The sequence below is a fragment of the Tenacibaculum aiptasiae genome (assembly GCF_965221665.1).
Taxonomy (GTDB): domain Bacteria; phylum Bacteroidota; class Bacteroidia; order Flavobacteriales; family Flavobacteriaceae; genus Polaribacter; species Polaribacter aiptasiae.
Genome location: NZ_CBDCSN010000002.1, coordinates 347,489 through 359,629 on the forward strand (window position 1 = coordinate 347,489; position 12,141 = coordinate 359,629).

Here is a 12,141-nt window from a genome sequence, read left to right on the forward strand (position 1 = left end):
TGAGGTGTGTCATTTTTTCATTTTCATCAACCTATAAAAAAGGTAGTACTAAAAACTATATATAGTTTGCGTGTTTAAACATAGCTAAGATACAAATTTTAACCTTTTATTAAAATAGCTATCAACAACATAGCTTTATTTTTTATTTTTTGAAAATTTGAAAAAACAAGGAATTACAAGGGTGAGAAAGAGTATTTTTTATTTTATTCTCAATATTAAAAAAGGGGGAAAACCCCCTTTTCAAATAAGATATTTCTATGATTAGATAAGTATTTATCTTGTAAAAAGTAATTCTCTATACTTTGTTAAAGGCCATAAATTATCATCTACCATTAACTCTAATTTATCGCAATGATAGCGTACTTCATCAAAATAAGGCTTCACTTTATTACAATAATGAAATGCTTTCTTTTCTGAATTCTTCAATGCATTTCCTTTCTTTCTTTCTTCAATCATTAAACTTACCACATGATTTATTTTTTCAATATGCTCAGAAATTGATTCTATAAGAGTCATTTGCTCTTTTGCTATTGTTTTAAAAGAAGCTCCATAAATTTCTTTTAACCCTTTTACGTTATCAACTAAAACATTCTGATACTTTATAGCTGTAGGCACTACATGATTTCTAGCTATATCTGCTAACACTCTAGATTCTATTTGTAAACGCAAACTATATTCTTCAATTTCTATTTCATAACGAGCCTTACACTCAACTTCATTCATTATATTCATCTCTTCATATAACTCTATAGTAGGCTTTGATATCTTAGCTTGTAATGCTTCTGGGGTAGTTTTATGATTACTTAATTTTCTCTTTTTTGCTTCCGTTTCCCATTCTTTTCCATAACCATTTCCTTCAAAACGTATTCTTTTAGATGCTTTTATGTATTCTCTTAAAACATTAAAAATTGCATCATCTTTTTTAACTGAATACTTATCTATATAAGCATCAACTTCTTTTTTGAATTCAATTAACTGTTTAGCTACAATAGTATTCAATACAGTCATTGCATTAGCACAATTTGCTGTTGATCCTACTGCTCTAAATTCAAATTTATTTCCAGTAAATGCAAAAGGAGATGTTCTATTTCTATCTGTATTATCCAGTAATATTTCTGGAATTTTCCCCACTACATTCAATTTTAAATCTGTCATCTCTTTAGGAGATATCTTACCTTTAGTTACATTTTCTAGCTCATCCAATACTGAAGATAATTGAGAACCTATAAAAACAGATATAATTGCTGGCGGTGCTTCATTTGCTCCTAAACGATGATCATTACTAGCACTTGCAATAGAAGCCCTTAATAATTCTTCATAATCATTTACTGCTTTTATTGTATTGATAAAAAAGGTTAAAAACTCCAAATTACGCATTGGTGTTTTTCCAGGACTTAATAAGTTTAGCCCTGTATTTGTTGCTAAAGACCAATTATTATGTTTCCCTGATCCGTTTACTCCTGCAAATGGTTTTTCGTGAAAAAGTACCTTGAACGAATGTCTTTCGGCTACTTTTTTCATTACATCCATTAATAAAGAGTTATGATCTACTGCTAAATTTGCTTCTTCAAAAATAGGCGCCAATTCAAACTGGTTTGGAGCTACCTCATTATGACGTGTTTTTACTGGAATACCTAACACTAAACTCTCTTGCTCTAAATCACGCATAAAATTCAAGACACGTGTTGGAATAGTTCCAAAATAATGATCATCTAGTTGCTGTCCTTTTGCTGATGAATGCCCTAACAATGTTCGTCCAGTTAAACTAATATCTGGTCGTGACTTTGCCAAAGCCATGTCTATTAAGAAATACTCTTGCTCCCAACCTAAAGTAGCATTTACCTTATTTACATTTTTATCAAAATACTTTGCAACCGCTGTAGCGGCTTTATCTATTTCATGTAGCGCTCTTAATAACGGAGTTTTATAATCTAACGCTTCTCCTGTATATGCTACAAAAACAGTTGGAATACATAAAGCTGTACCATAAATAAAAGCTGGCGAAGTTGGATCCCAAGCTGTATAACCACGTGCTTCAAATGTATTTCTAATTCCTCCATGTGGAAAACTCGAGGCATCTGGTTCTTGTTGTACTAATTGTCCACCATCAAAACGCTCCATAGCACCTCCTCCGTCTATTGGCTCAAAAAAAGCATCATGTTTTTCTGCTGTGGCTCCTGTTAATGGCTGAAACCAGTGTGTATAATGTGTGGCTCCTTTTGACAATGCCCATTCTTTCATACTAAGCGCAATCTGATCTGCAATTCCTCTATCTATTTTAGTCCCTAGTTCAATTGCATTTTGAACTGCATTATAAGCTTCTTTTGTCATGTGCTTACGCATAGCTTGCTCATTAAAAACATTCTGCGCAAATAACTCTGATCTTCTTCCTTTTTCTTCAACCAAAATTGGTTTTCTATGTAATGTTTGTTCTAAAGCTCTAAATCGGATAGTAGACATTTTTCTTTTTTTACCATTAAACCACTTCAAAAATATTAAAAATATATTTAACCCTGTTTTTTTGAGGGTTAAATTTAAATTAAGGTTAACATTTTTAAAAATACCCCTAAAAATTTTAGGGTATAAAAAAAATAATACATATTTGCATTGTAATTAATTCAAAAACAATAACAAAACAAAAATCATGACTAGATCTAAATTAGAATACATTTGGTTAGATGGATATTATCCAACTCAAAACATGCGTAGTAAAACTAAAGTTGTTGAAGATTTTAGTGGAAAATTAGAAGACTGTCCAATTTGGTCTTTTGACGGTTCATCTACAAGACAAGCTGAAGGAGGAGACTCTGATTGTTTATTAAAGCCTGTAGCTATTTATCCTGACCCAGCTCGTGAGAATGGATTTTTAGTAATGACTGAAGTATTAAATGCTGATGGAACTCCACACGTATCTAATGCTCGTGCCAAGATTGATGATGACGATAATGATTTTTGGTTTGGTTTTGAACAAGAGTATTTTATTATGGATACTCATACTCAATTACCTTTAGGATTCCCTATTGGAGGATACCCTGGACCTCAAGGAATGTACTACTGTTCTGTTGGTGGGAAAAACACACACGGACGTGATTTCGTAGAAGAGCATGCTGATTTATGTATTGCTGCTGGTTTAGTATTTGAAGGAATTAATCAAGAGGTAGCTTCAGGACAATGGGAATTTCAATTATTCGCTAAAGGAGCTAAAAAAGCTGGTGATGAAATATGGGTAGCTCGTTATTTATTAGATAGATTAACTGAAAAGTATGGATACTACATTGAATATCACCCTAAACCTGTAAAAGGTGACTGGAATGGTTCTGGTATGCATGCAAACTTTTCAAACACTTTATTAAGAACTTGTGGAAGCAAGGAAACTTATGAAAAAGTTTGTGAAGCTTTTAGACCTGTTGCTAAAGAACATATCGAGGTTTATGGAGAATATAACGATCAACGTTTAACTGGTTTACACGAAACTGCTTCGATTAACGATTTCAGTTATGGTGTATCTGACCGTGGAGCTTCAATTAGAATTCCAATTATTACCGTTGAGCAAGGCTGGAAAGGTTGGTTAGAAGATAGAAGGCCTGCTTCTAATGCTGACCCATACAAAGTAGCTGGTAGAATTATCGATACTGTAAAAAGCGCAAAAATCTAATTAGATTTTTAGTTTTTGAATTCATAAAAAATCCCGCAAATGCGGGATTTTATTTTTATGCTAATGTTTGATAAACAAAGAAAATATAAGCTCCTAGTAAAATGATCCCGTCTTTCCAATTCAAACGTAATTTCTTTGGAAAAAACACCAATGGTAAAACTATAAATGAAATAGCTAACATCCAATAGATATCATTGTTTATTAAACTTAAAGCGTCTGGTTTTACTTCAACAGGAGTTATCATTGCTGTAATTCCCAATACTGCCAAAATATTAAACACATTAGACCCTATTAAATTACCTAATGAAATTGCTTTTTCCTTTTTTATAACTGCAATTATAGAAGCCGCTAACTCTGGTACACTGGTTCCTACCGAAACTACTGTTACACCAATAACGGCATCACTAACCCCCATATTCTTTGCTAAACTTACCGAACCATCTATTAAAAGTTCTGATCCACCCCATAATCCTAAACCTCCTATTACTAAAAATAGTACTATTTTATATAATGGTAACTCTTCATCATCTTCTGGCATTTCATCTACCACTGCTGTCTTTTGAAAACGCAATAAGTAAATTAAAAACACAATTAGCATAGAAAATAAGATTATCCCTTCATATTGCTGAATTATATTATCAAAAGCTATAAAAAAATACAACAATACAGAAGCAATCATCATTACTGGCCAATCCGTTTTATAGAAACTTCTTTCAACTTCAATTGTTGACAAAATAACTGTAATTCCCAATACCAAACCTATATTTGCAATATTTGAACCTATTACATTTCCAACTGCCAATCCAGTAGCACCTTCCAAAGCTGATTTTACACTTACTATTAACTCTGGTGCTGAAGTCGCAAAAGAAACAACAGTCATACCAATAACTATTTTTGGTATGTTTAGTTTTAATGACAGACCTACTGCTGCTTTTAACAACCAATTTCCTCCAAGTACCAACAACAATAATCCTAAGATTATATAAACTAAACTCATATATTTTTTTTTGCGAAGATAGCGCTTTGACTCGAAAATACACAAGCTCGAAAACCTTCGTTAGCAACACTACTTTTTTATACTTTTTAAATCCTCAAAAAATCAAAACTTAAAAAACCTCCTCTTTTCAACCTATATTTCCCTTTACTTTTTTAAAACAAGAAAAAACACCCCTTTATTTTATTACAATTTAAAACAATAAATAAACATTAAAACTACAAATCAAAACTATAATGAAGGAGACAAAGTTTCATTTTTAAACTAAAACAACTTTTTAAACTTTAATTTAAAATTCAATTTGATTATTTCTTTTTAAAAGCTTTGGCGCTATAGTTTCCTTTCTCATATATTCGAAAAACAATTAAGAACTCAACTAATTAAAACAACCAAAAAAACACAAAAAAACTAATGATTGTTATTACTTTAAAACTAATTATTATTGCTATAAAAATTGTTACTCTAATTACTTATTTATTCTTTTAATCAAGGCTTAAAATCACAACACTATTTATATGTCAATATTTATTGGAATTATACTTATATCCTCAGGAGTTATAACTTTAACAATAGATTATAGAAGAAAAATTACAGACCGATTTTAAAATATTTTATATAAACCATAAAACTGCTAAAAACATGAAGAAAAAGTAAAAACTTGTCTATGAAAAAATTTTAAATGCTATGAACATTTGTTATTGAAAAAGAAATTGAAACTGTTATGAAAAGAAAAAGTTAATTAGCACTGGTTTACCCCACAAAACAGGGATTAAATAGGATTATAAAACTATTGTGGGGATTACCAGTCTAACCAGAAAAGAACATTAGTAATTTATTTGAATATTTAACACCTATTAGGTGCATTACTAAAAATTGACAAAAAAGAAAAAGTAAAACAATTACCTAACAATTCCTAGGGAATGAATCAATTCATTCCCTAAAATAAAACTAATTTTTTTTCAGTATTTTTGATATACAATCAACTTACAATGAAAAAACTAGTATTTAAATTTTTAGCCAAACTTAACAAAGCTCTTTTACCTTCTTTTACTAAAAAAGAACTGGATATTTCTAAGGCATCAAAATTTCAATTAGCAATTATTGGATGGCGTGCCTTTGTTACAATAAACTCGTTGGATTAAAATTTTTATTATTATGAAAGAACATATAAAGGTTTACACAGGAACTTCTATCTTAATTAACAGACTTGCTTACTTACTTGACCAAGCTAAAATAGCAACTTTAATAAAAGACGATAAAGAATCTGGAAGACTTGCTGGTTTTGGAACTACTGGAGCTTCAAGCGATTTATTTATCTATAAATCTGATTTTGAGGATGCTCAAAAAATAATTCATGACTTCAACGAAGAAGTAAATTCATAGGTCAAATAAAAAATCAAAAAAAACTGTTTTTTTATTTTTTAGAATTAAAAAACATTCATATATTTGCACCCGCAAAACGGCCTCGTGGCGCAACTGAATAGCGCACTTGATTACGGCTCAAGAGGTTACAGGTTTGAATCCTGTCGAGGTCACAAAAAGAGTATTAAAACTCTTAAAAAACCACATAAGTCTTATGATTTATGTGGTTTTATCGTTTTTAGAGGTTTATTTAATTTTATACAATTTGATTTAATCTGTCAGTTAATCGTCAGTTATTTTTTCAAAGTATCAGTTCAACTGACACTTTCATAAACTACCTTTGAGAATAGTATAGTTGATTTGATTTTCATATTAATAACTATTTAACTGAAACATCAATTGAAATCTTCCTACACTTTTTCTATTTCTAACAAGTTATTATTTTAATTTTGTGAACTTATTTTGAAGTAACATGAAAAAAGAAATCACTAACTACATTTTCATTATTCTTGGTTCAGCTCTAATGGCTTTCGGCGTTGTTGCTTTTTTAAGCCCAAACAATGTTGCTATGGGTGGAACTGGAGGATTATCTATTATTCTAAATAAACTCTTTAATATTTCTATAGGTTTATTATTTGCCATAATAAATATTCCCTTATTAATTATTAGTACTCGATATTTAGGTAAATACTTTGCGATAAAGAGTACTATAGCTATTATAATTATTAGTTTTTTTATAGATATTTTCACTCATTTTTTTAAAATACCTGCTTTAAGTCAAGAAACTTTATTAGCAACTTTATATGGTGGTATTTCAGTAGGAACAGGTATTGGATTAATATTTAAAGGAGGAGGATCAGCTGGTGGTGGTACCATCATTGCACGTATTATTACTACTAAAACTTCTCTAAAAACAGGAACAGTTATCCTTATTTTAGATTCATTTGTTGTGATGGCAACAGCCATAGTTTTTAATAGTATAGAACTTGCTTTATGGAGTATAATAAGCATTTATGTTACCACAAAAATGATTGATGTTGTATTAACTGGTAGACCAAATGGTAGGGTCGTACATATTACATCTAAAAAAGATGTACATCAATTAGGCAAGTTAATTAATGACAAAATTGGAGTTAGCGGCACTATTTTTAAAGGGGACAACCTGAGTTTAACACAATCAAATTTTATGATAGTTGTTACTGTACCTGTTAACAGACTAAACTCTTTAAAACAATTAGTGAAAGATTATGATAGCACTGCCAATATGATTGTTATGGATGCATCTCAAGTTTTAGGAACAAAATTTATTAACTAACAATATTACTATCACATTTTAAAATACCTTTTTCTAAATGATGATGGGCTTTCCCCTGTTCTAAGTTTAAAAAACTTAGAAAAATGCGAATAGTCATCAAAACCCAAATCATAAGCTATTTCTGACAATTGCTCGTCCGAATGAACCAAAAGTCTTTTTGCTTCTAAAACTACTTTACTATACAACATTTCTGTAATTGTCTTATCTAAAACCTCCTTAGCAACCCTGTTCAAATGCCTTACAGTTAGATGAAGTTTTTCAGCATAGAATGTAGCTTTTTTATGTTCTTTAAAATTTGAATCGATTAAACTCTCTAATTTAGAAACTAGAATCAAATTATTAACAGATTGTTTAAGTTTTGGCTCACTATTTTCCTCAAAAAGCCTTAAAAAATCTATATAAATTAGATTTACCATACTCAACAAATATGCTCTTTTAAAAATTTGATTACTATAATAAGCATTATTAATATTCATAAAAACCTGAGTAAAAAAATCTATTTTCCCCTTAGGTAAATCTATAAAGGATTCATTTAAAGAATAAAATGGGAACTCATTTAAACTTAACTCACTCATACTTAACATAAAAAATTCATGAGTATGAAAAAAAATATATCCCTTTACTGAAGAAGTAAAACTCCAAAAATGAGATTGTCCTGGTTTTAAAAAAAACACACGACCTGGCTTTACATCATATGTAGTAAAATCTATTTCATGCTTTCCTTCACCTTCTATAATTAATACACACAAATAAAAATCGTGCCTATGAGGAGTACTAAAATGATGTTCATTTTTTTTAAGATGCACTCCCAAATCGTTACTATAAAAGTAATTATCAACCTCTTCTGATAAATTAAAATTCTCAATATTTAAAATAGAAATCACAACAAATGTCTTAATTATACAAATTTAAGCAACTTATATATAACACCTAACAAGTTGTACATATATAATTTTGCAAAAAAAAACAATAATGAAACCAATCATTTCTTTAATTTCAAACAAATGTCCTAAGTGTAATAAGGGCAAGGTTTTTAAAAACTCTGTTTTAAATTTATTTAAAATTGGAAAAATGGAAGAAAGTTGTTCTCATTGTAATTTTATTTACGAGAAAGAACCTGGTTTTTTCTTTGGAGCAATGTATGTTAGTTATGGTTTAATTGTAGCAGAAAGCGTAGCTATTTTTATAATTTCTAGATTAATTTTAAATATCGATTGGTTTATTAGTTTTGGCTTAATTATTTTAATCTCACTAGCATTAATAGGTGTAAATTATAAACTATCGCGTTTAATTTGGATTTATATGTTTTCATCAAATAAATAATTTTTTCTTAGCTCAAAAACAGTTTATTACAAGCTCAAAACTTATCCTAAATATTTCAACATCTTCCTTTTGCACTCCATATGTGGTATACAATTATTTATTATATTTAAACAAAAATTGTAAACCTTAGCAAAACTATACAATTTAACAGCTGTAAAACCTTATAAGTTTTTCAGCATCAAATTGTATAAAATATTATCAACTATATTATGGAAAATCAAACTAGAATCTTCAAACAAAACAAACTCAAAAGCATTATACTAATTATAATTTGCACAGCTTTTGTTATCATAGGAATTTCAATGTTAGAAAAACAATCTTTAGTAGCCTGGCTTCAAATTATGTTTTTTGGACTTGGAATAGTTGTCTTTTTTATTCAATTGCTACCTAACTCCTCTTACTTAAAATTAAACAACGAAGGCTTTGAAGTAAGAAGTCTTTATCGTAGTACTTTCACCAAATGGACAGATGTTACAAGTTTTAAATTAGGAAAATTACATAATAGTCGAATGATTCTATTTGATTACTCTGATCAACATAAAAAATGGAAGAATGTTAAAAAATTATCCAAATTAATAGCCAATAATGAAGGTGGAATTCAAACATCTTATAAAATTCCTTCAAGTGAGCTCGTTGAAATACTAAACCAATATAAACAACGTAGCGAACAACAACAACAACAACAACAACAACATAAAACAGACAATCAAGAAATCTAAAAATAAAAAACCCATTCAAAAGAATTGAATGGGAAATTGCTATGAAAAAGAAGTCTTACAACGTCTTGTAAGACATATACAATATAGTATAAATAAATTTAAAATCAATTCTTTTTAAAAAGAATTATAAAATTTTCTACATCTTATATTTTTTATTGATTTTTTTTAATTTTTAGAGACAATTACTACACTTACCAACCAACATAATTTCTGCTGAGTCTACTTGTTTATTTTCAACAGAAGGTATAACTACATCTACAGGTAAACATTCAACATCACCACAGTCTTTACATTGAAAATGTGGATGTACGTCTAAATGATGATCTGCTGAACACCCTTGGCATTTAGCATACCATCTTAAACCATCTTTTCCTAAAAAAGAATGAATAATTCCATCTTGCTCTAATCTATCTAAAATCCTGTATACTGTAGTCTTATTCATTTTCTCTTTTAAAAGCTTCACCAAAGCTACTACAGAAACAGCTTTCTCTCTTTCTTCAAAAATACTTAAGACAAACTTTACCGATGCTGTTTTTCTAACTATACCCATAACTACAAATTTAACGCAATTAAGTTGCACTTACAAATCTTTTATTTAATTTTACAACTTAGTTGCATTAACATTTTTTATCGAATTAATCTTATCAAAATATAATGATACTTACAAATAACTTAACCAAAAGCTATGGTGACTTCAAAGCTGTTCAAAATCTAAATCTTGAAGTAAAAGAAGGTGAAATTTTATGCCTTTTAGGAGCTAATGGAGCAGGAAAGTCTACTACAATTAATATGTTATTAAATTTTATTCAGCCAACATCTGGTGAAGCAAAAATTAATGGATTAGACGTAACTCAAAACTCAATTAAAACCAAAAGTTTTCTTACTTACATTCCTGAAAACTTAATGCTTTATCCTACGCTAACCGCTGTGGAAAACTTAGACTATTTCACTAAACTTTCTGGAAAAAACTTTGACACTCAAGAACTAAAACTGTACTTATCTGAAGCCGGACTACAAAAAGAAGCTCATGAAAAACATGTAAAAACTTTTTCTAAAGGAATGCGTCAAAAAGTTGGAATTGCTTTAGCAATAGCAAAAGAATCTAAAGTTCTTTTATTAGACGAACCTACTTCTGGTTTAGATCCAAAATCTAGCAATGAATTTATGGAACTCCTAACCAAAATGAAAAATGATGATGTAGCTATTTTAATGGCCACCCATGATTTATTTAGAGCTAAAGAAGTTAGTACACATATAGGCATAATGCGTTCTGGAATATTACAAAATTATTCAAACTCTTCTGAATTTTCTTTAAAAGAGCTAGAAACTATTTATCTAGACATTATGAACTTTAAAAATATGGATTAACATGAGACATATAATTTTTAAAGAACTTAAAGAACTATTAAGGGATGGACGTTTTAAAATTACTCTAGGTATTTCTTTTGTTTTACTAATTATCGCAACTATTACTAGTATTAATCAATACAATAAAAGTAATCAGCAATATGTAGAGTCTACTAATAAAGAACGTAGTATTTGGGAAAGTCAAGATGAAAAAAATCCGCATTCTGCCGCACACTATGGTACTTATGCTTTTAAACCTAAGTTTGCTTTATCTCTATTTGATTATGGCGTAACTAAATATACAGGGAATTCTATTTTTTTAGAAGCTCATAATAGAAACGAAGCTTCTTTTAGTGAAGCAAGTGATCAAACTAGTTTAACTCGTTTTGGTACGTTATCCATCAACTTTGTTTTAATATATTTATTTCCTCTTATTATTATTCTAATTGGATATAACTCACATACTAAAGAAATTGAACATCAAACACTTTCTTTATTAAAAAGCCAAGGTATTCACCCTACAAAACTTGTAATAGGAAAATGGTTAGCCATATACATTCCTATTCTCATTTTAACTTCTTGTATATTTCTTATAATTGGTATTGTTTTATCAAACCTAGATAGCTTAAGTTTTTTTAGTTGGACTAGCCTACTTACTCTTTTTGTTTCTTATTTGATATATTATTTAATTATCACCTCTATTACTTTACTTATTTCTGTAAGAAGTAAATCTTCTGGGATTTCATTAGTTAGTTCTTTAGTTATCTGGATTCTATTTAGTTTTGTAACTCCTAAAATAGCTACAAACTTTGCCAATACCAACCATCCTTACCCTTCTAAATCCGAATTTAATGCTCGTATTAGTAATGACAGAAAAAATGGATTAGATGGTCACAACCCATGGAATAAAGCTGCTAAAGAACTAGAACAAAAAACTCTAAAAGAGTATGGAGTTGACAGCCTAAGTCAATTACCTTTTAATTATGATGCCTACAGAATGCAAAAAGGTGAAGAGCATGAAGCTAAAATTTATGAAAAGCATTATAATATTTTACACAATACTGCAAAGGGACAAAATAGTGTTTATCAAAATCTATCATTCATTTCTCCATTTATTGCTTTGCGCTTTTTATCTATGGATATCACAAATACAAGCGATAATTTGCACTGGAAATTCACCAAAGCCGCTGAAAAATATAGAATAGAAACTCAAAAGTTTTTAAATTATGATTTTAAAGACAATTCTAAAACTGGGGATTGGAGCTATAAGATGAAAGCTGAAACGTTTAAAAAACTTCCTAAATTCAACTTTACTCCACCTACACTATCATTAATATTAAAAGAAAACACAAAAAACATATTGTTTTTAGTTTTATGGTTAGTGCTTCCAATAATAGGATTAATTATCTATTCAAAAAAAATATAA

General features: G+C 29.2%; 12 protein-coding genes and 1 tRNA gene. 9 read left to right on the plus strand and 4 right to left on the minus strand.

The genetic code is table 11. The features are described from left to right. Positions 1-273 precede the first annotated feature (273 nt). A complete protein-coding gene (locus tag ACOQN8_RS01910; RefSeq protein ID WP_420551382.1) occupies positions 274-2,460 on the minus strand; it encodes a glutamine synthetase III family protein in 2,187 nt (728 codons plus the stop codon). Between the two features lie 184 nt (positions 2,461-2,644). Here ACOQN8_RS01910 and ACOQN8_RS01915 point away from each other — a divergent pair, with 184 nt between their 5' ends. Beyond that, positions 2,645-3,655, plus strand: coding sequence for a glutamine synthetase beta-grasp domain-containing protein (locus tag ACOQN8_RS01915; protein ID WP_150900402.1), 1,011 nt, complete (start codon positions 2,645-2,647; stop codon positions 3,653-3,655). A gap of 55 nt (positions 3,656-3,710) precedes the next feature. Here the strand turns inward: ACOQN8_RS01915 and ACOQN8_RS01920 are convergent, their stop codons facing one another. Continuing rightward, a complete protein-coding gene (locus ACOQN8_RS01920) occupies positions 3,711-4,652 on the minus strand; it encodes a calcium/sodium antiporter (protein WP_150900403.1) in 942 nt (313 codons plus the stop codon). A gap of 986 nt (positions 4,653-5,638) precedes the next feature. Between ACOQN8_RS01920 and ACOQN8_RS01925 the strand changes: the two genes are divergently transcribed. The 4 genes from ACOQN8_RS01925 (at position 5,639) to ACOQN8_RS01940 (ending at position 7,326) form a co-directional block, all read left to right on the plus strand. Further along, positions 5,639-5,791, plus strand: a complete 153-nt coding sequence (locus ACOQN8_RS01925; protein ID WP_235273229.1) for an SsrA-binding protein — start codon at positions 5,639-5,641, stop codon at positions 5,789-5,791. Positions 5,792-5,804: 13 nt separating this feature from the next. After that, positions 5,805-6,032 (plus strand): putative signal transducing protein, encoded by a 228-nt coding sequence (locus tag ACOQN8_RS01930; protein WP_150900405.1) that lies wholly within the window; start codon positions 5,805-5,807, stop codon positions 6,030-6,032. Positions 6,033-6,110: 78 nt separating this feature from the next. After that, positions 6,111-6,184, plus strand: a tRNA-Arg gene (locus ACOQN8_RS01935). A 299-nt stretch (positions 6,185-6,483) separates the two neighbouring features. After that, complete coding sequence (locus ACOQN8_RS01940; protein ID WP_420551383.1) at positions 6,484-7,326, plus strand: YitT family protein; 843 nt, start codon at positions 6,484-6,486, stop codon at positions 7,324-7,326. Between the two features lie 11 nt (positions 7,327-7,337). Here the strand turns inward: ACOQN8_RS01940 and ACOQN8_RS01945 are convergent, their stop codons facing one another. Further along, the gene (locus ACOQN8_RS01945; protein WP_420551384.1) at positions 7,338-8,210 is read right to left on the minus strand and encodes an AraC family transcriptional regulator; all 873 of its coding nucleotides are present in this window, start codon (positions 8,208-8,210) and stop codon (positions 7,338-7,340) included. 88 nt (positions 8,211-8,298) lie between these two features. On the opposite strand from ACOQN8_RS01945, the gene ACOQN8_RS01950 reads away from it, so the two are divergent. Continuing rightward, entirely contained in the window at positions 8,299-8,649 is a 351-nt protein-coding gene (locus ACOQN8_RS01950; protein WP_420551385.1) for a DUF983 domain-containing protein, read from the plus strand. A gap of 209 nt (positions 8,650-8,858) precedes the next feature. Next, positions 8,859-9,368: an STM3941 family protein gene (locus ACOQN8_RS01955; RefSeq protein ID WP_420551386.1), complete on the plus strand. Its 510-nt coding sequence runs from the start codon at positions 8,859-8,861 to the stop codon at positions 9,366-9,368. A 172-nt stretch (positions 9,369-9,540) separates the two neighbouring features. On the opposite strand, the gene ACOQN8_RS01960 is transcribed toward ACOQN8_RS01955, so the two are convergent. Then, positions 9,541-9,918, minus strand: coding sequence for a Fur family transcriptional regulator (locus ACOQN8_RS01960; protein ID WP_150900423.1), 378 nt, complete (start codon positions 9,916-9,918; stop codon positions 9,541-9,543). 104 nt (positions 9,919-10,022) lie between these two features. On the opposite strand from ACOQN8_RS01960, the gene ACOQN8_RS01965 reads away from it, so the two are divergent. Both ACOQN8_RS01965 and ACOQN8_RS01970 read left to right on the plus strand, forming a co-directional pair. Further along, a complete protein-coding gene (locus ACOQN8_RS01965) occupies positions 10,023-10,736 on the plus strand; it encodes an ABC transporter ATP-binding protein (RefSeq protein WP_420551387.1) in 714 nt (237 codons plus the stop codon). Between the two features lies 1 nt (position 10,737). Then, the gene (locus tag ACOQN8_RS01970; protein ID WP_420551388.1) at positions 10,738-12,141 is read left to right on the plus strand and encodes a DUF3526 domain-containing protein; all 1,404 of its coding nucleotides are present in this window, start codon (positions 10,738-10,740) and stop codon (positions 12,139-12,141) included.